This is a genomic window from Rossellomorea sp. FS2, assembly GCF_047915635.1.
GTDB lineage: Bacteria > Bacillota > Bacilli > Bacillales > Bacillaceae_B > Rossellomorea > Rossellomorea marisflavi_A.
The window spans coordinates 846,162-869,140 of the sequence record NZ_JBLRVS010000001.1; the positions used below are offsets into that span (position 1 = coordinate 846,162).

A 22,979-nucleotide genomic window follows, 5' to 3' on the forward strand; every position below is an offset into this window, starting at 1 on the left:
ATTCATTTCCAACAGATCGGGTGAATGAACGAAGGGAGTGGGAGAAAGCTAATGAAAATAGGATTAGTTTGACTACAGGAGGGTATTGAAATGCATACAATCTGGAAGGGATCGATCAGCTTCGGCCTCGTGAACATCCCCATCAAGCTTCACTCTGCAACGGAAGACCGGGACATCAAGCTCCGTTCTCTCCATAAGGAGTGCCATACACCGATCAAATATGAGAAGATGTGCCCGGTGTGTGACAAGTCGGTTGGTCAGGACGATATTGTCAAAGGCTACGAGCTGACAAAAGGCAAATTTGTTGTACTCGAGGAGGAGGAGCTGGGAGGGCTGAAAGAAATGAATGAAGAGCGTGCCGTATCGATCCAGGATTTCATCCGGATGGACGAGATCGATCCGATTTTCTACGACCGCACGTATTATGTGTCGCCCGAAGACGGAGGGAAAAAAGCCTATTCTCTTCTTCGGAAGGCTTTATCAGAGTCTGGAAAGGTCGGCATTGCCAAGTTCATCATGCGGTCCAAGGAACATCTCTGTGTGATCCGTGTGTTTGAAAAGACCCTTGTCATGGAAACGATTCATTACCCTGATGAGGTCAGACCTTCAACTGATGTCCCGAATGTACCAGCCGAGGATGAGATCACGTCAAAAGAATTGGAAACGGCGACACTGCTCATCGATCAGTTGACGGCCGAATTCAATCCGGAAAATTATAAAGATGAATACCGGGAACGTTTGATGGCGCTGATCGAAGGCAAGCAGACAGGTGAGGAAGTGGTCACTCCTTCTGACCGTGCCCCAAGGGACAATGTAACGGATCTCATGGCGGCCCTCCAGGCATCCATCGATACGTCAAAGCCAAAGCCGAAATCACAACCAAAGAAAAAGACGACAAAAAAGAAAGCGAAAGCGTGAAGTGAGGGAGAAACATGGAAGGAAGAAATAAAAAGACGTGGGCTGCCCTGATCCTTGGGGTCGCCTTCCTCGTCTTGTTCACATGGGGATTCATCTCCATCGTCGATGAATTGAGGGAAAATGAAGTCGAATCATTTGATAAGTCGGTCATCGATTTTGTCCAGGGATTCATTTCACCCGGGTTGACGACGATCATGACGACCATCACCTTTTTAGGCGGAGTGACAGGGATTGCTGTGGGCACCGTCATCAGCATCCTGATCCTCCTTCTTATGAAAAAGGTTCCCCTGGCTGTATTCATGGCGGTGACAGTGGGGATCGGAGGAGCCTTCAACTCGCTCCTGAAATCTCTGTTCAAGCGTGATCGGCCTGATTTTCACGTATTGATCGAGCAGGGGGGATACAGCTTTCCGAGCGGCCATTCAATGGGTTCATTCATCTTTTATGGAGCGGTTGCATTCATGCTTTACAGGGCATTCGACCGTCATCTATACAAATGGATCTCCATTGTTGCAGCAGTCGGACTCATCCTGGTGATCGGGACGAGCAGAGTCTATCTTGGCGTCCATTATCCAAGTGATATCATAGGAGGATATTCCGCCGGAGGGGCATGGCTCATCGTAAGCATCCTGGTATACAGTTATTTGGCGGAGCGCTACAAATGGTGGAACCAAAACGAAAAAAAAGCTTGAAACGTCTGCGAAGGTAAATTATAATGATGATATTGAAAATCATTCTCATTTGAAGAGTTCCCCCTCTGATAAACGAGAATACCCCCCGGAAGAACAGGTCCCGCATAGTCCTGTTCTTCTTTTTTTTGGTGGATTCTCCATGAAGCAAAGCCAATGTGATTGCATTTATCCAGTAGCTGTCGTAAATTGTATAAGGATGTTGTTTAAGGAGGATTGATCATGAAGCATCATGATGATAGACGATTCCGCATCGCCAATCAGGAAGCCCTCATCGGGGTCGCACTTGTTTTGATCAATTTCCTATGGTGGTACGGATTCGCTTACGGACTTGGCGGTCAGCCCGTCTCCGATTATACGTGGATCTTCGGGATGCCTGCTTGGTTCGTATACAGCTGTATCGGCGGTTTCATCCTGATGGTAGTGCTTGTGGCCTTCGTGGTGAAATATCTGCTGACGGATATACCGTTTGATGAGGAGGAAGATCGTGAGTAATATCGCTCTTATACCCTTTATACTATTCCTCATCATCATATTTGTAGTAGGGATGTATACGGCCAAAAGCGTGAATAAGGCCGAATCGTTTGTTCAGGAATACTTTCTCGGGAGCCGCCAGATGGGTGGCTTCATTTTAGCCATGTCCATGATGGCCACATACGGTAGTGCGAGTACATTCATCGGAGGACCCGGCGCCGCCTATACATATGGACTCTCGTGGGTTCTGCTTGCCATGAGCCAGGTGGTGACAGGCTATTTTGTCCTCCTGGTATTAGGTAAAAAGTTTGCCATTATGTCTAGAAAATACAATGCCGTCACGCTTATCGATTATCTCCAGGGCCGCTACGGAAGCAAGTCGATCACCATCTTTGCCTCCATCAGCATCATCGTTTTCCTTTTTTCTGCGATGATTGCTCAATGGGTGGGAGGTGCCCGACTGATTGAATCCCTGACAGGACTGTCCTACCGTACTGCTCTTGTCTTCTTTGCTGTTTCGGTGCTCGTATACGTGATTGTGGGGGGCTTCAGGGCCGTTGCTGTGACAGATGCGATTCAGGGGATCGTCATGATGGCCGGCACATTGATCCTTCTGATTGCCATCGTTCATGCAGGTGGAGGCATGGAAGCGATCATGAACGATTTGAAACGGATCGATCCCGGTCTCGTGACGCCTAACGGACCCGATCGCCAGTTCAGCTCTGCATACATTTCGTCCTTCTGGATCCTCGTCGGGGTGGGGGTCGTGGGCCTACCGCAAGTGGCTGTCAGGGCCATGGGATACAAAGATTCCAGAAGTATGCATCGCGCCCTCATCATCGGGACGATCGTTGTCGGAATCGTCATGCTCGGGATGCATCTTTCCGGAGTGCTGGGAAGATCTGTCCTGCCGGGAATTGAAGATGCTGATAAGGTGATGCCGACCCTGACACTTGAAGTCCTGCCGCCGTGGGTATCAGGAATTGTCCTTGCGGCACCGATGGCAGCCATCATGTCGACGGTCGATGCCCTGTTGTTGATGGTTTCGTCTGCCCTCGTGAAGGATGTGTACATGAATTTCATCAACAAGGATGCACAAGAAACCCAGATCAGGAGAGTCAGTTTATGGGTGACGGCCCTGACGGGGGTCCTTGTCTTTTTCCTTTCCCTGAGTCCACCTGACCTGATCATCTGGTTGAATCTATTTTCGTTCGGTGGATTGGAAGCCGTTTTCATCTGGCCGATCGTCCTCGGACTCTACTGGAGAAAGGGAAATGGGAAGGGAGCCCTTGCGTCCATGGTTACGGGACTGGTTTCGTATATTCTCTTTTATCATTACCTTCCGAACTTCATGGACGTGAATACCGTGGTATTTCCGATCTTGATTTCATTGGTTGTATTCATCATCGTATCCCTGGTCACGAAGGATCAACACGAAGGAGGATGGGCTTAGCCCATCCTTTTTTGTATAGGTGCAGGAAAGTGGGGTAGAGTGAAGATAATGAAGCCGATCAGGCGGTAAGGGGTGAGAATATTGAATGAAATCATCATTGTCGGAGGAGGCATCAGCGGACTTACGGCTGCTGCCCTCCTGAGCAAGCAGGGTCATGCAGTCACCCTGCTTGAAGGATCCAGGGAATGGGGTGGATGCGCCGGGAAGTTCCAGCGGGGCAAGCATCTCTTTCCGGTCGGTGCCACACTGGGCATGGGCTTAGAGGAGGGGGGGATCCATCAGCGGATCTTCGAGTATTTACAGGTGAATCCACCGGAATCCCATCTCCTCGATGAGGTGATGAATGTGCATCTGCATGGTCGTAGGCTCGTTTTCTACCGGGACCGGGATAAACATGTTGCCCATCTACAAAGCCATTTTCCCCATTGTGCGTCTGATTTGGCCCGCTTTTATGCCCTGGTGTATAAAATCGCATCGAGGATCAGGCAGCTGATGGACCCCCTACCGTCCCTTCCGCCAAAGACACCCGGGGAGTGGGCGATCCTGATCAAGAGCCTTCAACCCGGTACATTGACGCTGGTCCCCTACATCAATCGGACAATGGGTGGGATCCTTGCATCATTCGGTCTGCACCGGCATCCGGACTTTCACACATTCATTGATGGCCAGCTGATCGACAGCATGCAGACAACTTCTGATGAATGCTCATTCCTTCTTGGCTGCCTCGCCCTTGACATGTATCATCAGGGAGCTTTCTACGTCGATGGAGGTTTATACCGGATGGCAGAAGAGCTCGCAAATTCGGCAGAAGTGTCGGGAGCTCTTCTGAAACGCGGGAAAAGAGTGGAGAACATCTGCAAAAAGCAAGATCACTGGCAGGTAGAAGACCATCGCGGAAACCAGTATGAGGGTAGTCATGTTATCTTTTCAGCACCAATCGAAGCACTCCTCCCATTGATGCATGAAGAGAGTAGGGACGTGATCCAGCGAGTGGTGGAACGTAAACGGAGTGATCGATCCTGGGGGACGATGACGCTCTATTTTGTCCTGGATGAAGGGAAGCTCCCTGACGGCTTGACCCTGTTTCAGCAAATTTGTACAGGAAGCGGCATGAGCGAAGGTGAGCATCTCTTTTTATCCCTCTCGAGTCGGAAAGATCGACTCCGCTCCCCGTCCGGGTTCAGGACGATGACGGTCTCGACCCACACAGATCTGTCGAAATGGGAGACGAAAGAAACGTATGATGCGTATAAACAGGAGCTGCATGACAAGATGCTTTCGGTCATCGAAGGGACTTATCCCGGTTTCAGTGAATCAATCGTAGATCAATACCCCGGTGCCCCCCGTGCGTGGGAACGATTCACGGGACGACCCGACGGCATGGTCGGGGGATATCCGCAGACGACGGAAAATGCCCTCTTCCACAGCATGTCACACCGTACCCCTCTAGACGGCTTATGGCTCTGCGGTGATTCTGTATTCCCTGGAGCGGGCACAATCGGTGTGTCTGTGAGTGCGTATCATGTATGCCGTTCCATAACAGGTCTGAAGCTTCCGTGACGGTCTTTAACAGAAAAGTTGAAAGAAATGGTTGACTTTTAAAACCAAAGAGCATAACATAATAATCAATCAAATGAGCGAATGGCTATGACGAAGAGGAGTACCTTCGATGATCCACTCAAGAGAGCTAGTGGTTGGTGTGAACTGGCGTGGTGAACGATGGGAATGGACTTCCGAGCCCCCAGACCGAAACGGGTGACCGAGGTAGGCTCTGGCGAATGTCCGATCGTTATCCGGTACACGCATTCAAGCATGAGCTTCGATGCGGTCAAGCGGGCTGTAATTGCAGTCAACAAAGGTGGCACCACGGGTATCTCGTCCTTTTCTAATGAAGAGGAATGCGAGATGCCCTTTTTTCGTTCTGAAAAATTGAAAAACGTTACATCGTTGAATAAGAGGAGTACATTCAAGTGATGCTTTACAGAGAATCAGGGATGGTGAGACCCTGATAAGCCAGCTTGTCTGGAATGGACTTATGAGAGATGATCTGAACAGTGCAGTAGGATCATACGGATTTCCCACGTTACAGGGATAGGGTATAGGCAGGTAAAGCCGGTACCTGAATAAGAGGGGGACACCTGTCCCCAACCAGAGGTGGCAACGCGGTCAGCATCGTCCTCTATGAACAACTGTTCATGGAGGGCTTTTTTTGTGGAAAAGAATGGAGGAAGCAGAATGAGAACGATGAAAGTGAAGGAACTGAACGGGGATATGTTCACCCCGATCTCCTTATTCCAAACGATCAGCGGGAAGAAGAAATTCCTGCTTGAAAGCTCACTCAAAAACGAAGAAACAGGGCGTTATTCATTCGTCGGCAGCGATCCCTTCATGGAATGCAGGGCGAATGGTACAGATGTGATCGTGGAAGACGGTCAAGGCAAGAGATATGTTAGCGGTGATCCGATCTCCATCATTGACGGACTGATGCCGCGGGTTGAATCAGTGGAAAGTCGCTTCCCATTCATGGGTGGAGGGATCGGTTACCTTGGTTACGACGTGATCAGACAGATGGAGCAGATCGGGATCATACCGCATGATCAATTGCAGATGCCGGATATCCACCTGATGTTTTATGAAAAGGTCATCGTCTTCGATCATGTCGAGCAGAAGGTATTTATCGTCGTCACATCAGAAGATGCAGAAGATCTTGACGATCGGATAAGGGATGTAGAATCCGAGATGAGGATGATTCATCTTGATCCCCGCAAGGAAAAGATCGAGAAGCTTTCCTTTCAGGCACAGCTGAGCAAAGAGGAGTTCATGGTGAAGGTGGAAAGGGCAAAGGAATCCATCCTGAAGGGAGATGTATTCCAGGTCGTGCTTTCACAGCGACTCCAGGCACGGTTCGATGGTGATGCCTTTTCCTTTTACAGGAGCCTCCGGAAATCCAATCCTTCACCTTATATGTTCTTCATAGACTTTGAGGAATATGTGGTGTTGGGCGCTTCACCCGAGAGTCTGATCAGGGTTAAGGGTACTGAGGTGACCACCAATCCCATCGCGGGGACGAGAAAGCGCGGTGAGACAGTGGAAGAAGACCGCAGGCTCGAAACCGAGCTTCTCGGTGATGAGAAAGAGATTGCAGAGCATCGCATGCTCGTCGACCTTGGGCGGAACGATCTTGGGAGGATCTGTGATCCCGGATCGATCAGATTGAGTAAATACATGCTGGTCGAACGATACAAATATGTGATGCACATCGTTTCAGAAGTGAAAGGTAGGTTGAAGGAAGGGATCTCTCCCCTCCAGGCACTGGCTGCCTGCTTGCCGGCGGGGACGGTGAGCGGTGCCCCGAAGATCCGGGCCATGCAGATCATCAACGAATTGGAACCGGTGAAACGGGGCGTTTATTCCGGAGCGGTCGGGTACATGAGCTTCACTGGTGATCTCGATTTCGCCTTGGCGATCCGGACGATGGTCGTGAAGGACCAATTGGCTTTCGTTCAGGCAGGGGCGGGGATTGTATACGATTCAGATCCCGCAAGTGAATTCGAGGAAACGATGAATAAAGCCAAATCCCTGTTGGAGGTATCGGAATGATCCTATTGATCGATAATTACGACTCGTTTACCTATAATCTGTATCAATACTTGACCGAGCTTGGGGAAGAGGTATTGGTAAAACGGAATGACCACACAAGCTTGGATGAAATCCAGGAGCTCGATCCGGAAGCCATCATTCTTTCACCGGGCCCAGGAAGGCCGGAAGATGCGGGTTTGTGCATCGACATTATCCAGAATCTTCACGCTAGTCTGCCGATATTGGGTGTATGCCTCGGGCATCAGGCCATCGCGGCTGCCTTTGGTGCAGAGATAGAGAGGGCAGGAGTCATCAAGCACGGAAAGACGTCGATGATCCGCCATACGGGAGGAGGCCTGTTCCACTATCTTCCTCAACCCCTCGAGGTGATGAGGTACCACTCACTCGTGGTGAAAAGAGGGACCCTCCCACCTCAGTTCGAAACGCTGGCCGTAGCCATGGATGATCAGGAAATCATGGCAATCAAGCATAGTCGGTATCCGCTTTACGGCCTGCAGTTCCATCCCGAATCGATCGGGACCCTGGCAGGGAAAGACATATTGAAGCACTTCATAGACGAGATGAGAAAGGGGAATCACCGTGAAACACGTACTGAACAAATTATCTGACGGTCATTCACTGGGGAGAGAAGAGATGAAGGAAGCAGTAAGGGAAATGCTTCAGGAAGGTACAACGGAAAGTGAGATCTCCTGCTTTTTGACCCTGTTGAGAATAAAAGGGGAAACCGTAGATGAGATCACGGCTCTTGTGGAAGTCCTGAGGGAACAGGCAATGCCTGTCCGTAAGCGTGAGCAGGGAGTCATGGATAACTGCGGAACGGGAGGAGACCAATCACAGAGTTTCAATATCAGCACCACCAGCGCGTTTGTCCTGGCAGGAGCAGGTGTGAAGATCGCAAAGCATGGCAATCGAAGCATCACGAGCCGTACAGGAAGTGCAGATGTACTGGAGAGTCTGGGTGTGGCCCTGGATTTTGACGGGGAAGAGGTGGAAGATCTTCTGAACCGGAAGCATATCGCGTTTTTATATGCACCGTTTGTCCATAAGAGCCTGAAGAAGGTCATGAAGGTGAGGCGGGAGATAAAGATTCCGACCATCTTCAATCTCATCGGTCCCCTCACAAACCCGGTTCAACTGGATACGCAGCTGGTCGGGGTGTACCGGAGAGATAAACTTGAGACGATGGCGGAAGTGCTGAGGGAGCTCGGGCGGAAAAGAGCCGTTGTCTTGAACGGCGCAGGCCATATGGATGAAGCATCGTTGGCAGGAGAGAATCACTTGACCATCCTTGAGGATGGTTGCATTTCTTCCACGATCCTGAAAGCGGAGGATGTGGGTCTGAACTCATACGGAAATGAGGAAATCACCGGAGGAAGTGCGGTTGAAAATGCCGCCATTCTCATGAACGTGCTTGAAGGGCGTGAAGGAGCACATCTTGATACCGTGCTCTTCAATGCCGGCATCGGGCTTTTTGCAAGCGGTAAGGCAGGGACCATCTCTGAGGGAGTGCACCTTGCCAGGGAAAGCATCCGGAGCGGAAACGCCTTGAACGCTCTCCAATCCATGATCCACTATAGCGCAAATCGCAGAAAGAAGGTCATCCCATCATGACAACCATATTGGAAACGATCATCGAGAAGAAAAAAGAAGAAGTCGCAAAGCTGAAGACGGAAGGATTCAGGAGGTACCATCTTGGTGCCAATAAAAAGCCATTCCATTCTTCCCTCCAGGAGGCGCATCTCCACATCATCGCTGAAATCAAACGGGCATCCCCGTCGAAGGGGGACATCCGGACCGATGTCGACCCCTTGGAGCAAGCTAAGAGCTATGAACGTGCAGGGGCTGCGGCCATTTCGGTCTTGACCGACCAATCATTCTTCAAAGGAACCTTTGATGACCTTGCTGCGGTGAGCAGGGAAGTCTCGATCCCCGTCCTGTGCAAGGATTTCATGATCGATGAATGTCAAATCGATCAAGCGGAAGATGCAGGTGCCTCCATCATCCTCCTGATCGCTGCCGCCCTGGATGATAGACGGATGAAAGACTTATATGATTATGCCCGGGGAAAAGATCTTGAAGTACTGGTGGAAGTCCACGATGAAGTCGAAATGCAGAGGGCCCTGGCTCTCGGGGCAAGCGTGATCGGGATCAACAACCGAAACCTTAAGACATTCGAAGTGGATATCCATAAGACGGGAACATTGAGTGCCCTTGTGGATGGGCGGGATGTGAAACTGATCAGTGAGAGTGGAATCAAGGCCATCGAGGACTGTAAGACAGTGGCAGAAGCCGGAGCCGATGCCGTCCTCATCGGAGAAACCTTAATGCGCAGTAAGGACCCTGCCGGACTTGTTGCTTCCTTTCAAGTAAAGAAGGTGTCGGGATGACGAAGGTCAAGATATGCGGAGTAAGAACCCTTGAGGAAGCACAATGGGCGGTGGAAGCCGGAGCCGATGCCATCGGATTCGTGTTTGCAGAAAGCAAAAGGAGGATTTCGGTACGGGAAGCAGCGGACATCAGCTCTGCACTGCCGGACCGTGTAATGAAAATCGGTGTTTTCGTCAATGAATCCAAGCAAAACCTTGAATCCACCTTTGAACAGGCTGGCCTTGACTATGTGCAGCTCCATGGAGATGAAACACCTGAATTCTGCCGCACACTTTCCGTTCCGTTCATCAAAGCTATATCAATCAAAGAGGAAGCAGATGTAAAACGGGTGGGGCTTTATCCCGAAGGCCCAGTTCTTGTAGACAGTGGAAAGGGACCTCATCGCGGTGGTAACGGGACCACATTCCAGTGGGATTACCTGAAGGGGATCGAGAGGTCAGGGCATCGGATCATCCTTGCTGGAGGATTGAATGTATCCAATATAGGTGAAGCCATCCGGGAAGTCCGTCCGGAAATGGTAGATTTATCGAGCGGGGTAGAAACGGACGGAAGAAAAGACCGGGAAAAAATCTTCGAACTGATGAAGACAGTCAAACAATTGGAGGGAATACAATGATGTATGCACAGCCGGATCAACGAGGATTATTTGGACCATACGGGGGTAAATTCGTCCCTGAAACGCTCATGAAGGCGGTGAATGAACTTGAATCCGCTTATGAAGAAGCGATGGAGGACCCATCCTTCCATGAAGAACTGCAGCTCTACCTGAAAGACTATGTGGGTCGGGAGAATCCCCTCTATCATGCTAGGAATCTATCAGACAAAGTCGGTGGTGCGAAGATCTATCTGAAACGCGAAGATCTGAATCATACAGGTGCACATAAAATCAACAATACAATCGGTCAGGCCCTGCTTGCCGTCAGGATGGGTAAGAAGAAAGTCGTCGCAGAAACAGGGGCGGGGCAACATGGTGTGGCTACGGCAACCGTATGTGCCCTACTGAATCTGGAGTGCGTCATCTTCATGGGGGAAGAGGATATCAGAAGGCAGAAGCTCAATGTATTCCGGATGGAACTACTCGGAGCAGAAGTGGTCGGGGTCAAACAGGGGAGCGCGACCCTGAAGGATGCCGTAAATGAAGCCCTTCGCTACTGGGTATCGCATGTCGATGACACCCATTACATCATGGGGTCCGTCCTCGGCCCGCACCCGTTTCCTAAGATGGTCAGGGACTTCCAGAGCGTCATCGGAAATGAAACGAAGAAACAGTTTTTCTTAAAGGAAAACAGGCTGCCCGATGCAATCGTCGCATGCGTGGGCGGAGGTAGCAATGCCATGGGCATGTTCCACCCGTTTGTGGAAGACGACGTGGCATTATACGGTGTGGAAGCCGCCGGTGCAGGTGTCGAAACGGATAAACATGCAGCAACTTTGACGAAGGGGTCAGTGGGGATCCTGCACGGCAGCATGATGTATCTGCTGCAGGATGATAGCGGTCAGATCCAGGAAGCCCATTCGGTTTCAGCGGGACTTGATTACCCAGGTGTCGGTCCTGAACACAGCTTTTTAAAAGATGAGGGACGGGTGACCTATGCGGCGGTGACCGATGGTGAGGCACTCGATGCCTTCCAGCTTCTGTGCAGGACCGAAGGCATCATTCCGGCACTGGAAAGCTCCCATGCCGTTGCCTATGCTGTAGAGCTAGCGAAGGGGATGAAACCGGAAGAATCCGTCGTCATCTGCTTATCGGGCCGTGGAGATAAAGATGTGAATCAAATTCAAGAGATGCTGGGAGGTAGTCAACATGGGTAAGGAGTATTTGGAAACGGCACTGAAAACCGAACTGGAGCTGGGGAATAAGGTGTTCATCCCCTACATCATGGCAGGTGACGGAGGGGTGGATGAGCTCATCCCCACCCTCCAACGGTTGGAGGGGCATGGGGCGACAGCCGTCGAGATCGGGATCCCGTTCTCGGATCCGGTCGCCGATGGCCCCACGATCCAGGAAGCTGGAAAGCGGGCGTTGAAGCATGGGACAACACTCGCTGACGTACTGGATGTACTGAAGGAAAATCGACTTAAAGTCGGGATCCCACTGGTATTCATGACCTATATCAACCCGATCTTCCGCTATGGCGTCTCCCGTTTCTTCCGTGACTGCCGGGAAGCGGGAGTGGACGGTCTCATCATCCCTGATCTGCCCTTGGAGCATCTTGATCTCATAGAAGCGGATGCTGTGGAGCAAGGCATCGCCATCATCCAGCTTGCGACACTGACCAGCAGTGAAGAACGCATCAAGGAGCTGGCACGTAGATCGGAAGGTTTCCTGTACGCCGTAACCGTCAAAGGAATCACCGGAGCACGGAAGGAATTCGACGGCGTCATCAGCAGGCATCTCAATCTGCTGAAGGAACACAGCCCGGTCCCGGTCCTCGCAGGGTTCGGTATCTCGAGCCCGGATCATGTGAAAAGCATGTCGCAGAGCTGTGACGGCGTCGTGGTTGGCAGCAGGATCATCGATCTCATTCAGGAAGGGGATGAGGAAGCCATCAAGTCACTGATGGATGCATCCAAAGGAGTACGTGCATAAGAAGAGTGCTCCTGCACATGGGACTTGTTATGTGAAAAACCAAGCGTCATCCGCCTTGTATGAAAGAATGGATGCGCTTGGTTTTTAATGTCAGAGGAAAGGCGAAGTCAAAGGAGGATGGATGAATGAATCAAGCCCGATGTTTAGTATTGGTGCCGGGCCCTTATTTTTTGCAGGTCACACAGACGGTCAGGGCAGGGGACCCATTTTTATAGGAGATGGAGAGATCCTTGAAACCGGTTGAACGAAGGGCAGAAGCAATGTCTTGCCCGTACTCTTTTGCCCGTTCATCGCTCGCTTCGTCACCCCTTGGCTGAACGGTGATCAGGAGGGTGCCACCTTCATCCAATAGAGAGTGGATCCTTGCGAGGGATTTCTCTTGATCGCTCCAAAGTGGATAGTTGTTGATGGCAAAGATCTTATCATACGCCGTCTCACCGGAGAAATCGCCTATATCTCCCTTCCATAGACGGACCCGGCCTTCTTGGATCGCTGTCTCATTCTTTTTTCTGGCCGTTTCCTCCATCGTTTCTGAGATATCGATTCCGTCGACGGACGCATCAGGGTATGAAGCAGCGATCCGTTCGATGCAGGAACCCGTCCCGAATCCGATTTCAAGCACCCTGTCTCCGTTTTTAATGCCTAACCGTTTCAAGCTCCACCGGTGGATCCTGCGATTATCGAACTCCATGATTTTTCCTGCCAACCATCCCAACGGACCGGATGGTTCTTTGAATTGTTTCTGAAGTAAGCTCAAGTTGGAATGCTCCTTCCCTGTTTTCCTTTTTCTTTCCACAACGCTGGCGAAATAAAACCTCTTGCCTTTTTTGAAAAAAGTGGCATACTATACTTAATCGCGACGATGAGAAGAGTACGGATCAATTCGGTCTTGAAAGAGAGCCCCGGCAGCTGAAAAGGGGCAGGCACAGACTGGTCCCGAAGATGGTCTCGGAGCGTTCCATTCGAAACCTTTGGAGTAGGGTGGGACGGGGCAGGCACCCGTTATCACACGCCGGAGTATAAGGGCCAGATCGGCTTCGTACTCATGAAGGCAGGATTTGCGCGAGCATCCTGCGAACTAAGGTGGTACCACGAGCATCCCCCTCGTCCTTAGACGTCTTTATGGCGTCAGGACGGGGGTTTTTTTGTTTACAACAAAAGGAGATGATCAGCATGACAGTATTCATTGGAGGAGCATGGCCGTATGCAAATGGTTCCCTGCATCTGGGGCATGTAGCAGCCCTGCTGCCGGGGGATATCCTCGCACGCTATTACAGGATGAAAGGCGAAGACGTCCTCTACGTATCCGGGAGTGACTGCAACGGCACGCCGATCGGGATCAGGGCGAGCCAGGAAGGTGTCCCCGTGGAGGCAATCGCCGATCGGTTCCACCAAGAATTCAAAGAAACGTTCGATTCCCTCGGATTCAGCTATGACCTTTATACGCGAACAGACAAGCAGCCCCATCATGAATCGGTGCAGCAAATCTTTCGGACGCTTCACCGAAATGGGTGGCTGTATGAGAAAGAAGTCGAACAGGCCTATTGTGAAGTGGATCAACGTTTCCTGCCAGACAGATTCGTAGAGGGAATCTGTCCGGTATGCGGGGCAAAGGCAAGGGGAGATCAGTGTGATCATTGTTCGACGGTCCTGGATCCCTTGGATCTCAAGGATCGAACGTGCAAACTATGTCAGACCGAACCGGTGATTAAATCGACGACCCATCTCTATTTTGCCCTCTCGGAATTTCAGGATGCACTTGAGGAATGGGTAAAGGACCATGGGGGTGACTGGCGTGAGAATGCCCTTAATCTGACGCAGAGATATTTGAATGAAGGTCTTCATGACCGGGCCGTGACACGTGACCTTGAAAATGGGGTGGCTGTTCCGGTTCAGGGATTTGAAGATAAGAAGGTGTACGTGTGGATCGAGGCGGTGAGCGGATACTATAGTGCCTCCAAGGAATGGGGAGTTGAAACAGGGAAGGACTGGAAACGTTTCTGGGAAGAGGACACCCGTACATATTACGTCCATGGAAAGGACAATATTCCATTCCACACGATCATCTGGCCGGCTGTCATGAAAGGGATCGGAGTAGAAGCGCTTCCTCATCACGTGGTGTCCAATGAGTACCTGACCCTCGAAAAAAAGAAGTTCTCCACCAGTGGCAATTGGGCCGTGTGGGCGCGCGATCTGTTGGATCGATATGAACCCGATTCCCTGCGATATTTCCTCACGATCAATGCCCCGGAAAAGAGGGACGCGGATTTCTCCTGGAGGGAGTTCATCCATAGCCACAACGGAGAGCTTCTCGGAGCATTCGGGAATCTGGTGCAGCGCACGCTGAAGTTTTATCGTAAAGCCTACGGAGAAAAGGTGGAATTTGCTTCCGTCGGAAGAGAATTACGTGAAGAAGTGCAAAATCAATTCGATCTGGCCGGAAAGCGCATCGAAGAAGGTACCACCAGGGAGGCGCTTGATGGCATCTTCGCCTACATCAGGGGGATCAACAAACGCTTCGATGAATCGAAACCCTGGGTGGTCGTCAAGGAAGATGAGAATCGCGGGAAAGAGCTTCTCACGGGATTCATTTATATCATTGCCAACCTACGCGCACTCCTGAACCCTTTTCTTCCTGAAAAAGCAGAAGAGCTCGGCAGGCAGCTGGGGTCGGACATTGCTATGTGGGGTCCTGTACAATCTGATGTCCTTCATCTTCAAGAAGGTGGACCGCTCTTTGAAAGGATCGATCCAACTGTCATCGAGGAAGAAGTGGAGAAACTGATTGCGGAAAGCAGCAACCCATGATGAAAGTGGTGATCGTGGCCGATACCCATTTTCCGAAAAAAGGGAGGGATTTGCCGTCCCCACTCGTGAAGGACCTCAAAACGGCAGATCACATCATTCACGCAGGCGATTTCCAAACGATCGAGCACTATGATGCGTTGAAAGAATACGGACAGGTGACCGCCGTTGTGGGGAATGTGGATGATGAGAGCCTAAGGCAAATCCTTCCATATAGAACGATCATTACGTTAAAGGACCTCCGCATCGGCGTCGTTCATGGAGACGGAACAGGAAAGACGACGGAAAAGCGTGCGCGCCTTGCATTTGAACCGGATGAAGTCGACCTTATCGTATTCGGCCATTCACATATCCCCTATGTAAGGGTGGATGCGGGGGTGCCCATGTTCAATCCGGGCTCGCCGACGGATAAACGCAAGCTCCCGTACTACTCTCATGGAGTACTTGAGATCGGAGATGTGTGGAGTGTTAAGCATGTCTTCTACTGAATAGGAAATGAAACAGCCGGTGCCCTTTACAAGGCCCCGGCTGTGTGATTAATGAGAGAGGGAATAATAGTCCTGATGATTCTGAACGACGAAGCCGAGTGACGTGTAAAGTTTAAGGGCAAGTTCATTTTTCGCCGCAACATCCAGCCCGATAAGGGAATATTGACCGGCTGCCTCCCTCACCACCCGGCTCAATGCCTGACGCCCGATTCCTCGTCCCTGAAGAGAAGGGAACACAGAGAACCAGTAGATATAGCATTGTCCCCCGTCACGTGCTACCTTCATTTGACCTGCGACTTCACCATCAGACAGGATCATGAGGGTATCGTTGATATGTGCATCATCGAATGAAGCATCCTCAATGCCGAAACATTCCAACCCGAGACGTTTCATCTCCGGTACATCGTTCCGGGTGGCCCCGCGGAGAACGATTGAGGCGTCCGGTACCGGCAGCTCACATGGGATCCACTCCATTTCAAATTCGGTGTTATCGAATACGCCGCCATTCGCTTCAATGAACGCTTTCCCGGCAAGAGAGCGTCCGTGAGAATTGGCCAGCACCTTTTTCACAGGTTTCTTAACGATCTCTGTCATGGCCCGGTCGAAGAGGGATTGAAAGATTCCCCTCCTCCTGAATCCGGGATGAACCATGCCGCATAGTTCAATGGTGCTCCCGAAAGGATAGACTCCAAGGAAACCGGTGAGGCGTCCGTTATCGTAAATCACGAGATCATATGACTCATAGGATTCTCTCCGGAGCATGTCCCCATTTAATTTGATGGTGATGCCATCATGTGTTTCGCAAAGGGTTTGAAGGTTGAAAATGTCATCGAGTTGATTGTGTGTCAGCATTCATCGCATCTCCGTTCTTCCGTATTATGTCTATATTGTATTAGATTAGCAGAGTGCCGTCTGTCCGGCAATAACCATCTGATAAGAAATCCTTATGAACAGTCCTCAAGGATTTGATCAGCTCAGGCCTGCCCTATCAAGTATAATGAAAATGAGAAAAGGAGAGTGATGGCGATGATCGCAGGGATTCACCACGCACAAATAACGGTTCCTTCCGGGAAGGAAGAAGAAGCCAGGGCCTTTTACTGTGGCTTGCTTGGACTGGAGGAAATGGATAAGCCGGAGAGTTTGAAAGGGAGAGGTGGCTTCTGGCTTCGCACAGGTAATGCAGACCTTCATATCGGGACGGAAGAAGGGGTCGATCGATCCCAAACGAAAGCCCACATTGCTTATGAGGTCGATGATGTAAGGTATTGGAAAGAACATTTGGAGAAGCATGGTACCGACATCCTTCCCTCGATTCCCATTCCGGGCTATGACCGCTTTGAATGTCGCGATCCCTTCGGCAACCGGGTGGAGATGATCCAGGTGCTATAGAAGTATTCAATGAATCCCCACTGCATTGCCTGCCACGAACGGAATCGAAATCAGAGCATCCTATGCCAAAGGGCAAGGGATGTTTTTTTATGGGATGCACGAATCCCCACAAAATCTTTGGGAAGGTTCTGTAGATTTGGGTATATTTAGCTATTTAATCTATATTTTTGCGCTTTTTATAGTAAAATATTACTATTATATTTCAAAGGAGATAACATGCATGGGTTTTCTGAAAGAATTGGGTCAGGGTGCAGGGTGGTTGGTTGGTGGGGTGACAGGCGGTCTAATCAAGGGTGTAGGTGAGGTGACCGGATCGCCGTTCATCAAAGAAGTGGGAGATGGCGTGAAGCATTCGAGCGAATTTGCCGGGAAGCAGTTGGGAAATCTCTCAGAAGGCGTATGGAATGTAGGGAGTGGACTGATAACGAAGGACGAGCGAAAAATCGAACAGGGATTTGACGATCTCGGAAAAGGTGTTTCCAATACGGCCAAAGCGGTGGGGCATAGTGTTGTATCAACGGCAAAAAGTGTGGGGCATGTTGCGGGAGGACTGATGGATGGGGATGAGTCCCGTTGGAAGCAGGGGCTGCGGGACGTCGGAAAAACAGTGGCGGTAGGGGCATTGGGCGTTTCCATTTTGGATGCGGTAGACGTACTGGACATCAATGGGAATGAAGGAGGAGTTGATTCACCGCCTTCACAGGAACATATGGCAACAGGAGAAGCAGAACACGAGTACATACGCGAGGAGAACTCAGACAGCCACCGGGTGGAGCCATACGAACGTACGCTTCCGAGCGGAGAGACCATTTGGGTCGATGGAGACGGTGATACAAGTATGGACCGCACGGCAGAAGAAGGGGGAGGCTGGAATCAATCCAATCCTGACTACCGTACACCTGTTGGCCGGGGATAAACGGTTTTCATGCGGGGAGCCATTGAATGGAGGAATCAATAATAGGGGTCCCTTTCCGATGGGACCCCTATTGTTAAGTGGTTTTATTCTGGATACGCTCAATCACCTCATGGAGATCATCCGGTTTCAGGAACTCCAATGGAGAAAATCCCTGCTCGAACGTCACGGTATCGCTCTCGATCATGAGGACGTACCGGTCGTTCACTTTTGCAAAATGGAGACGGTCCCCGAAGTCTGACAGCATCGCCTTCACGGCCATATGGTCAAGGCGCATCTTCAGCTCCACTTCCGGTGACTGCTCGACAATCTGCGCTGCGGCTTCGACGACTTGTTCCGGGGTGAACCTCTCCTGCATCTCCCGTTTCGGGCTGATGGCCCATTCCTCAACAGCCTCCTCGAACTCCGCTCGCTCGTCGCTTGATTCGGCATACGTTTCGGAAATATGTTCCTTGACCATGCCATACACTTGGGATTTTACGATTTCAGGCATGGATTTCTCGAACTCGACCCACTTGAGGAAGTTTTCGAAATAATGGGCATGGGATGCCTGATGGATTTTCAGTTCAGCCGGGTCCATCATCCCTTCTTCGGGCATATACGGATACTGCACCGATTTCATCCCCTTTGTGGTGATGGCCATTTCGACATTGTGTATGAGCGTCGCTTCGTCCGTGATGGTTGCGACCTTCGGTTCGAAATCACATTTCATGATGAAGACAAAAGGATCATCGAAGAATTTCGTCAGCTTTGCAGTGGCAACGATCACGGCCCCTCCCCGGATTGCGCTCGTCTCGAGGTACATCTGCACGATTTGATCGGTGGCCTCTCGGAAGGTGTCGCTGTCTTCTGCGAACCGGGTCTTGTGGAAGAGATTGTAGTTGGGATTGGACGTCAGCTCATGACCGGGTTCAACGATGAACCGTCCGATTTTGGTTGGTGCATTTTCGGATTTCGCATGACGGTCCACCTTCCGTTTCGTGATCTTGGTGAGTTCTCCGTCCAGGAATGTTTTAAGGGGGCTTTCTTCATAAGTTGCAGTCGTGAGGGTCTGGAAGTGTTTCTGACGCTTGTCTGCTTCCTCACCTTTTCCATCGACGGAAATCAGATAGAATGATAGATATTGTATCGTAAAGTCCATAAGTCCTCTCCTGTCATCATGTAATGCTTATACAGTATAAGAAAATCCCTCTCTTCCCGTCAATGATTCCCAATACAAAAGGAGACCCGGCGTGAGCCGGGTCGATGGATGTCAATTTTGGATGAACGTTTCAAATACGCTTCCATAATCCTTCTGCACGAAGGTCTTTTTCTTTTCAATCAGCCAGTCAAAGGCATATTCATTGATTTCCCTGAATTGAGCGGACACATCTGCGTGGTCTGCCTTTACCTGCCCCAGGGTTTGGGAGGCAACGGACAGGCTCTCTGAAGCGTAAGTTGAATACACGCTGTTATCAGCGGCAATCTCCCCGATTTTGATGAGGGATTTATAAAGGTCCTTCACTTCAGTGAGGAATTTTTTATGCACATCGATGGAATAAGATTCTGAACCGATCTTGAATTTGATCTCCACATCCAAGTCGACTGTACCGGCCGTTTCAAGCATGACGCCGCTGATTGTGTGCTTATAATAATCAAAGCGTTTCAACATGCGCTTCTTGCTTGTGGCGCTTGTACCGTCAAGGTGGATGAGAGCTTTATTGGTGAAACAATATTCATCGGACTTCGATTTGATCAGGAAGTATATCTTCTCCCCGTCTTCATGCATGATGTAGTCATCTGCATCCGCCTTATCATAATCCTGTGGATGGATGACCGAACCAATATCGCTCAGTCCCAGTACATCTGAAGCCATCTTTCCGAACATATCGCATCAATTCCTTTCTCGTATATACTCTTTCATTATATCATACTGGAGTTCCTTTGAGCCTTGGCAGTTGATGGAGCCGCATTGTTGTGACAGGTCCCCGGAACGGTTTATAATGAAAAGAAAAGAAGGAAATGGGGAGTGAGTACATGGATGAGAAGGGGTTGCTTGAAGCCTTCAAGCATCGGAAACCTAGGCTCCTTGGAGCAGGATCTTATGCTTCCTTCGCGATTTTGCTGCCACTGATACGGGTCGATGGGAAGCCACATATACTGTTTGAAGTCCGGTCCCGGGATATGAGGAGACAACCCGGAGAAATCTGTTTTCCAGGGGGGAAAGTGGATCCGTCCGATCCCGGTGAAAAGGAAGCTGCCATCAGGGAGACTTCTGAAGAACTCGGTATCTCAGTGGATGAGGTGATGGATGTCTACCCCCTTGACTATATCATCACACCCTTTGGAACGATGATCTATCCGTTTGTCGGATGGATCGAAACCACGCCGGAGAAGCTTCAACCTAATCCGGCAGAAGTGGGGGAGGTCTTTACGGTTCCCCTGGACAATCTGGTGAATGATGATCCTGATATTTATACGATCGATGTGAAGATGCATCCGGAAGAGTCGTTTCCTTATGACCGGATACCGGGAGGCAAACAGTATGAATGGCAGGCCAGGAAGATGCAGGAGGTCTTTTACTACCATGAAGACAAAGTCATCTGGGGATTAACGGCACGGATACTTCACCATTTTTTAAGTGAGCTGAAAAAAAACCAATAACCTTTCGGGAGGTTCCCCTAAGGACCGACACCCTTTCTGTCTTTGAGCCCTTTTTACTGCATGAATCTGTCAGGGTTTGGCACATTAAGGGTGAATAATGAACAATTTGACGTGTTTGTAACGGTTAAAAAGAAGGTATAGAAGAGTATATCGAATGCAGGAGGGGGAACCAATCGTGATGATTCGTGCGAAAAGCTGGAAAATGTTAAGTTCTCGGGAGAAGCTGTTCATTCTAAAAGCGCTTTGCAACAGGCACTTGGTTTAAAGGAATCTGTCATTCTATACTCAGTCAGGGGAATTCATATGTTAAATGAAGAAAGATAGGGACATCCGCACATTGAAGTGACGGATGTCCCTATTTGGTTTGCTCGTTACCTTTCACATGCGATGGAGTCTTTGTCACGATCCTTACTCTTATTGGCATCATAAAGTGCTTTTGAAACATGCGGGGTGTATTTTGTCTTTCCGCCTTTATTCTTCACACCTTTCGCCCTGGCGACACCGCCTTTGTAGTCTTTGTTCAGTTCGGTACAGTTTTTATACTTCTTGGCGGCAGCTGCCTCAGTGGCGGGAACACCCAGTGAAGCGAGCGAGAGTGAGAGAATGAGTGCACAACCGATCATCTTCTTCATCGGAATCCTTCCTTTCTGTATGGATGAGAAAGTATATTCGACAAAAGAAAGGAAATTCCTTTCCGAGCTGTCATTTAATAAAAGTAGACTTGAAGCATGTCACAGCGCCATAGAAGTAGGATTCCGTACGACATTCATGTAAAATGAAAAGGCACAACTTTAGAGGGGGATCTGACAGTGAAAAAGAAAATATACGTATTGGCAGTGGGAATGGTGCTTCTCCTATTGATCACCGGCTGTAATCGTAATGCGGCGGAGATGATCAAGGGAGGGAGCGTGCAAGTGGATGAAGAAGCAGGAGAACTTACCTTTACGGCCATTGTGACAGATAAGGAACTTGAACCGGGGACACCATACCAGACGCGCTTCTTCTTAGAAGGCAACACGTTGAAAGAAGCAGTGGGTACCGACTTGGTTTATACAGACAAAGAGTTGAAGAGCAGAAAGGAAAAAGAGGGCGATGTGATCCAGGAAGTGACGGTCCCGCTCAAAAACAAAGAGACCCTCAAACAAATCATGAAAGACATCCGGGATAAAGATAAGGAGTCCGTGACGATAGAAATCGTCAATGAGAAAGGACTAATCGACGACCGTACAATACATGAATTGAAAGAAAATTGATCGAGAAAGAGGCTGGGACAGAAGTGTTTTAGTCATAGTAAAACCCGAATTCATTTGCCTAGGGTCAGGCAAATGAATTCGGGTTTTAAATTTGTTTGATGACCATTTACTTTTCATTTCATTGTTTGCAGCGGTTGATGGGAGTGCAAGACGAAGACTCATGCGGGAAGAGTAGCTGATGCGGGGCCCCGCAGGCTTGCCGGGGACGCTCACGGGCTACCCGGGGAAAGCGGAGTCTTGTACGGAAATCATGAGCGGCATAAAGAACCTATACGGATCGTGTTCGTCATGAAATGGTACCTATTATTTTGTCCCAACCTCGTATTCATTACGTCCTTTCATTATCCTTCTTTCCCCTCTGCTTCCATAGAAGAACGGCTGGACCGATGATCGGGATGAACGCAGCGGGGGAAGAAATGCCGCGGAACCTTTTCATGGCATACCAGGATAAGGGAACGAGGATCAGGAAGTCGACGGTCATGACACTGACCAGGGAAGATTGCATGAATGCGTCCCCGTAGGCATTCAAAGAAATCCCTCCTGTCAGAGGTAATAGCGACAAAATGAACAAAACCACGATGATGCCGATAAACGATCTGGAGGAGGTCACTCTCATGAGCCAGACAGGAGTGACGATCTTCTCAATCTCCTTGAAACGTCCCCTTAAGTGGAAATAAGGGAGGAGACTGAAGGCTCCTGTTCCCATGGATAAAAGGACGAATGGCCAGGCACCGCTCCTGCGATCCTGCAGGAGGATGGAAGCGAAGAGCAAGGGAAAAACCCCGAGGAGAGAGAAAATGGTCACCACCAGAGGTTCCACATTGGAGAATTCTCCGTGTATCAGGGCATGAAAGATCACATCCCTCCCTGATCCAGGGGCAAGGAAGATTGTATAAAGGATGAGCAGGAGCCACACCAAGATCATTCGTTTTCCTCCGTTCCATTTTTATGTGATGCTACTCTTCTAACCTTAAATCGTGCACGCTAAACTGCATGAATAAAATGAATTGAGAATATTGAGTTTTCTGAAAAATACTGTTATAGTATAGGTAGTTATTTTTGTTCGGTTAATTATCTTGATAGAAAATCTTCCGTCTTGAATCTTAATCAGAGCAGGAATAGTAACATTTTAATGTGCATGCTGCACGGGGAGGTCTATGATCTATGCTACAGGGTAAAGTAAAATGGTTCAACGCCGAAAAAGGTTTCGGCTTCATCGAAGTCGAAGGCCAGGACGATGTATTCGTTCATTTCTCCGCGATTCAAGGTGATGGATACAAGACGTTGGAAGAGGGACAGGACGTGACATTTGAAATCGTTGAAGGGGCCCGTGGACCTCAGGCAGCCAACGTTCAAAAGTAATCATTGTCGATTTC

Annotated in this window: 25 protein-coding genes and 3 other annotated features; of the genes, 19 read left to right on the plus strand and 6 right to left on the minus strand. The window is 49.8% G+C overall.

The features are described from left to right. The first annotated feature begins 90 nt into the window (after positions 1–90). The 12 genes from ACNA6I_RS04550 to trpA all read left to right on the plus strand — a co-directional run bounded on the left by ACNA6I_RS04550 (position 91) and on the right by trpA (position 12,112). Positions 91–918 carry a Ku protein gene (locus ACNA6I_RS04550; protein WP_048003836.1) on the plus strand — a complete coding sequence of 276 codons (828 nt, stop codon included), beginning with the start codon at positions 91–93 and terminating at the stop codon, positions 916–918. A 14-nt stretch (positions 919–932) separates the two neighbouring features. Continuing rightward, positions 933–1,610, plus strand: coding sequence for a phosphatase PAP2 family protein (locus tag ACNA6I_RS04555; RefSeq protein ID WP_048003835.1), 678 nt, complete (start codon positions 933–935; stop codon positions 1,608–1,610). Positions 1,611–1,829: 219 nt separating this feature from the next. Then, on the plus strand, positions 1,830–2,102 hold the full coding sequence (locus tag ACNA6I_RS04560) for a YhdT family protein (protein ID WP_048003834.1): 273 nt from the start codon (positions 1,830–1,832) through the stop codon (positions 2,100–2,102). Further along, positions 2,095–3,534, plus strand: coding sequence for a sodium/pantothenate symporter (panF, locus tag ACNA6I_RS04565; RefSeq protein ID WP_416312985.1), 1,440 nt, complete (start codon positions 2,095–2,097; stop codon positions 3,532–3,534). Before ACNA6I_RS04560 ends, panF begins: the two co-directional genes overlap by 8 nt. Positions 3,535–3,615: 81 nt before the next feature. After that, positions 3,616–5,094, plus strand: coding sequence for an FAD-dependent oxidoreductase (locus ACNA6I_RS04570; RefSeq protein ID WP_416312986.1), 1,479 nt, complete (start codon positions 3,616–3,618; stop codon positions 5,092–5,094). A 78-nt stretch (positions 5,095–5,172) separates the two neighbouring features. Continuing rightward, positions 5,173–5,420 (plus strand) — a binding site (T-box leader). 52 nt (positions 5,421–5,472) lie between these two features. Beyond that, positions 5,473–5,717, plus strand: a binding site (T-box leader). Between the two features lie 52 nt (positions 5,718–5,769). Next, positions 5,770–7,134, plus strand: a complete 1,365-nt coding sequence (gene trpE, locus ACNA6I_RS04575; protein WP_370296785.1) for an anthranilate synthase component I — start codon at positions 5,770–5,772, stop codon at positions 7,132–7,134. Further along, the gene (locus ACNA6I_RS04580; protein WP_048003829.1) at positions 7,131–7,742 is read left to right on the plus strand and encodes an anthranilate synthase component II; all 612 of its coding nucleotides are present in this window, start codon (positions 7,131–7,133) and stop codon (positions 7,740–7,742) included. The genes trpE and ACNA6I_RS04580 overlap by 4 nt, the downstream gene beginning before the upstream one ends. Beyond that, on the plus strand, positions 7,714–8,745 hold the full coding sequence (gene trpD / locus ACNA6I_RS04585; protein ID WP_416312987.1) for an anthranilate phosphoribosyltransferase: 1,032 nt from the start codon (positions 7,714–7,716) through the stop codon (positions 8,743–8,745). The genes ACNA6I_RS04580 and trpD overlap by 29 nt, the downstream gene beginning before the upstream one ends. Next, positions 8,742–9,521: an indole-3-glycerol phosphate synthase TrpC gene (trpC, locus tag ACNA6I_RS04590; RefSeq protein WP_048003827.1), complete on the plus strand. Its 780-nt coding sequence runs from the start codon at positions 8,742–8,744 to the stop codon at positions 9,519–9,521. Before trpD ends, trpC begins: the two co-directional genes overlap by 4 nt. Further along, positions 9,518–10,138, plus strand: coding sequence for a phosphoribosylanthranilate isomerase (locus tag ACNA6I_RS04595; protein ID WP_252264782.1), 621 nt, complete (start codon positions 9,518–9,520; stop codon positions 10,136–10,138). The genes trpC and ACNA6I_RS04595 overlap by 4 nt, the downstream gene beginning before the upstream one ends. Beyond that, a complete protein-coding gene (gene trpB / locus ACNA6I_RS04600; RefSeq protein ID WP_048014926.1) occupies positions 10,135–11,334 on the plus strand; it encodes a tryptophan synthase subunit beta in 1,200 nt (399 codons plus the stop codon). Before ACNA6I_RS04595 ends, trpB begins: the two co-directional genes overlap by 4 nt. Further along, entirely contained in the window at positions 11,327–12,112 is a 786-nt protein-coding gene (trpA, locus tag ACNA6I_RS04605; RefSeq protein WP_048003824.1) for a tryptophan synthase subunit alpha, read from the plus strand. The genes trpB and trpA overlap by 8 nt, the downstream gene beginning before the upstream one ends. Before the next feature lie 163 nt (positions 12,113–12,275). On the opposite strand, the gene ACNA6I_RS04610 is transcribed toward trpA, so the two are convergent. Then, entirely contained in the window at positions 12,276–12,869 is a 594-nt protein-coding gene (locus ACNA6I_RS04610) for an SAM-dependent methyltransferase (protein ID WP_048003895.1), read from the minus strand. 93 nt (positions 12,870–12,962) lie between these two features. After that, positions 12,963–13,227: a binding site (T-box leader), on the plus strand. A 58-nt stretch (positions 13,228–13,285) separates the two neighbouring features. On the opposite strand from ACNA6I_RS04610, the gene metG reads away from it, so the two are divergent. Together metG and ACNA6I_RS04620 are read left to right on the plus strand one after the other, a co-directional pair. Continuing rightward, positions 13,286–14,920: a methionine--tRNA ligase gene (gene metG / locus ACNA6I_RS04615; protein ID WP_416312988.1), complete on the plus strand. Its 1,635-nt coding sequence runs from the start codon at positions 13,286–13,288 to the stop codon at positions 14,918–14,920. Next, positions 14,917–15,405, plus strand: a complete 489-nt coding sequence (locus ACNA6I_RS04620; protein WP_331711589.1) for a YfcE family phosphodiesterase — start codon at positions 14,917–14,919, stop codon at positions 15,403–15,405. Before metG ends, ACNA6I_RS04620 begins: the two co-directional genes overlap by 4 nt. Before the next feature lie 48 nt (positions 15,406–15,453). Here the strand turns inward: ACNA6I_RS04620 and ACNA6I_RS04625 are convergent, their stop codons facing one another. Continuing rightward, on the minus strand, positions 15,454–16,257 hold the full coding sequence (locus ACNA6I_RS04625; protein WP_416312989.1) for a GNAT family N-acetyltransferase: 804 nt from the start codon (positions 16,255–16,257) through the stop codon (positions 15,454–15,456). Positions 16,258–16,431: 174 nt separating this feature from the next. On the opposite strand from ACNA6I_RS04625, the gene ACNA6I_RS04630 reads away from it, so the two are divergent. Together ACNA6I_RS04630 and ACNA6I_RS04635 are read left to right on the plus strand one after the other, a co-directional pair. Continuing rightward, positions 16,432–16,794 carry a VOC family protein gene (locus tag ACNA6I_RS04630; RefSeq protein ID WP_048003821.1) on the plus strand — a complete coding sequence of 121 codons (363 nt, stop codon included), beginning with the start codon at positions 16,432–16,434 and terminating at the stop codon, positions 16,792–16,794. Between the two features lie 220 nt (positions 16,795–17,014). Further along, positions 17,015–17,710 carry a hypothetical protein gene (locus ACNA6I_RS04635; protein ID WP_251526701.1) on the plus strand — a complete coding sequence of 232 codons (696 nt, stop codon included), beginning with the start codon at positions 17,015–17,017 and terminating at the stop codon, positions 17,708–17,710. A gap of 73 nt (positions 17,711–17,783) precedes the next feature. Here the strand turns inward: ACNA6I_RS04635 and ACNA6I_RS04640 are convergent, their stop codons facing one another. Together ACNA6I_RS04640 and ACNA6I_RS04645 are read right to left on the minus strand one after the other, a co-directional pair. Next, the gene (locus ACNA6I_RS04640; RefSeq protein WP_252264779.1) at positions 17,784–18,848 is read right to left on the minus strand and encodes a DUF3900 domain-containing protein; all 1,065 of its coding nucleotides are present in this window, start codon (positions 18,846–18,848) and stop codon (positions 17,784–17,786) included. A gap of 111 nt (positions 18,849–18,959) precedes the next feature. After that, complete coding sequence (locus tag ACNA6I_RS04645; RefSeq protein WP_048014922.1) at positions 18,960–19,574, minus strand: PH domain-containing protein; 615 nt, start codon at positions 19,572–19,574, stop codon at positions 18,960–18,962. Positions 19,575–19,723: 149 nt separating this feature from the next. Here ACNA6I_RS04645 and ACNA6I_RS04650 point away from each other — a divergent pair, with 149 nt between their 5' ends. Beyond that, positions 19,724–20,350 (plus strand): NUDIX hydrolase, encoded by a 627-nt coding sequence (locus ACNA6I_RS04650; RefSeq protein ID WP_048003818.1) that lies wholly within the window; start codon positions 19,724–19,726, stop codon positions 20,348–20,350. Between the two features lie 371 nt (positions 20,351–20,721). Here ACNA6I_RS04650 and ACNA6I_RS04655 read toward each other — a convergent pair whose 3' ends face one another. Then, a complete protein-coding gene (locus ACNA6I_RS04655) occupies positions 20,722–20,982 on the minus strand; it encodes an excalibur calcium-binding domain-containing protein (protein ID WP_148795283.1) in 261 nt (86 codons plus the stop codon). 177 nt (positions 20,983–21,159) lie between these two features. Here ACNA6I_RS04655 and ACNA6I_RS04660 point away from each other — a divergent pair, with 177 nt between their 5' ends. Continuing rightward, a complete protein-coding gene (locus ACNA6I_RS04660) occupies positions 21,160–21,603 on the plus strand; it encodes a hypothetical protein (RefSeq protein ID WP_048003816.1) in 444 nt (147 codons plus the stop codon). A 328-nt stretch (positions 21,604–21,931) separates the two neighbouring features. Here ACNA6I_RS04660 and ACNA6I_RS04665 read toward each other — a convergent pair whose 3' ends face one another. Then, complete coding sequence (locus ACNA6I_RS04665) at positions 21,932–22,528, minus strand: hypothetical protein (protein ID WP_416312990.1); 597 nt, start codon at positions 22,526–22,528, stop codon at positions 21,932–21,934. Positions 22,529–22,767: 239 nt separating this feature from the next. Between ACNA6I_RS04665 and cspD the strand changes: the two genes are divergently transcribed. Continuing rightward, entirely contained in the window at positions 22,768–22,965 is a 198-nt protein-coding gene (gene cspD / locus ACNA6I_RS04670) for a cold-shock protein CspD (protein ID WP_048003814.1), read from the plus strand. Positions 22,966–22,979: the final 14 nt, after the last annotated feature.

Excerpts from the sequence above, each read along its gene's own strand:
- ACNA6I_RS04550 (WP_048003836.1), top strand. The coding sequence starts at position 91 with ATGCATACAATCTGGAAGGGATCGATCAGCTTCGGCCTCGTGAACATC.
- ACNA6I_RS04555 (WP_048003835.1), top strand. The coding sequence starts at position 933 with ATGGAAGGAAGAAATAAAAAGACGTGGGCTGCCCTGATCCTTGGGGTC.
- ACNA6I_RS04560 (WP_048003834.1), top strand. The coding sequence starts at position 1,830 with ATGAAGCATCATGATGATAGACGATTCCGCATCGCCAATCAGGAAGCC.
- trpE (WP_370296785.1), top strand. The coding sequence starts at position 5,770 with ATGAGAACGATGAAAGTGAAGGAACTGAACGGGGATATGTTCACCCCG.
- ACNA6I_RS04580 (WP_048003829.1), top strand. The coding sequence starts at position 7,131 with ATGATCCTATTGATCGATAATTACGACTCGTTTACCTATAATCTGTAT.
- trpC (WP_048003827.1), top strand. The coding sequence starts at position 8,742 with ATGACAACCATATTGGAAACGATCATCGAGAAGAAAAAAGAAGAAGTC.
- ACNA6I_RS04595 (WP_252264782.1), top strand. The coding sequence starts at position 9,518 with ATGACGAAGGTCAAGATATGCGGAGTAAGAACCCTTGAGGAAGCACAA.
- trpB (WP_048014926.1), top strand. The coding sequence starts at position 10,135 with ATGATGTATGCACAGCCGGATCAACGAGGATTATTTGGACCATACGGG.
- trpA (WP_048003824.1), top strand. The coding sequence starts at position 11,327 with ATGGGTAAGGAGTATTTGGAAACGGCACTGAAAACCGAACTGGAGCTG.
- metG (WP_416312988.1), top strand. The coding sequence starts at position 13,286 with ATGACAGTATTCATTGGAGGAGCATGGCCGTATGCAAATGGTTCCCTG.
- ACNA6I_RS04620 (WP_331711589.1), top strand. The coding sequence starts at position 14,917 with ATGATGAAAGTGGTGATCGTGGCCGATACCCATTTTCCGAAAAAAGGG.
- ACNA6I_RS04625 (WP_416312989.1), bottom strand. The coding sequence starts at position 16,257 with ATGCTGACACACAATCAACTCGATGACATTTTCAACCTTCAAACCCTT.
- ACNA6I_RS04630 (WP_048003821.1), top strand. The coding sequence starts at position 16,432 with ATGATCGCAGGGATTCACCACGCACAAATAACGGTTCCTTCCGGGAAG.
- ACNA6I_RS04635 (WP_251526701.1), top strand. The coding sequence starts at position 17,015 with ATGGGTTTTCTGAAAGAATTGGGTCAGGGTGCAGGGTGGTTGGTTGGT.
- ACNA6I_RS04640 (WP_252264779.1), bottom strand. The coding sequence starts at position 18,848 with ATGGACTTTACGATACAATATCTATCATTCTATCTGATTTCCGTCGAT.
- ACNA6I_RS04645 (WP_048014922.1), bottom strand. The coding sequence starts at position 19,574 with ATGTTCGGAAAGATGGCTTCAGATGTACTGGGACTGAGCGATATTGGT.
- ACNA6I_RS04650 (WP_048003818.1), top strand. The coding sequence starts at position 19,724 with ATGGATGAGAAGGGGTTGCTTGAAGCCTTCAAGCATCGGAAACCTAGG.
- ACNA6I_RS04655 (WP_148795283.1), bottom strand. The coding sequence starts at position 20,982 with ATGAAGAAGATGATCGGTTGTGCACTCATTCTCTCACTCTCGCTCGCT.
- ACNA6I_RS04665 (WP_416312990.1), bottom strand. The coding sequence starts at position 22,528 with ATGATCTTGGTGTGGCTCCTGCTCATCCTTTATACAATCTTCCTTGCC.
- cspD (WP_048003814.1), top strand. The coding sequence starts at position 22,768 with ATGCTACAGGGTAAAGTAAAATGGTTCAACGCCGAAAAAGGTTTCGGC.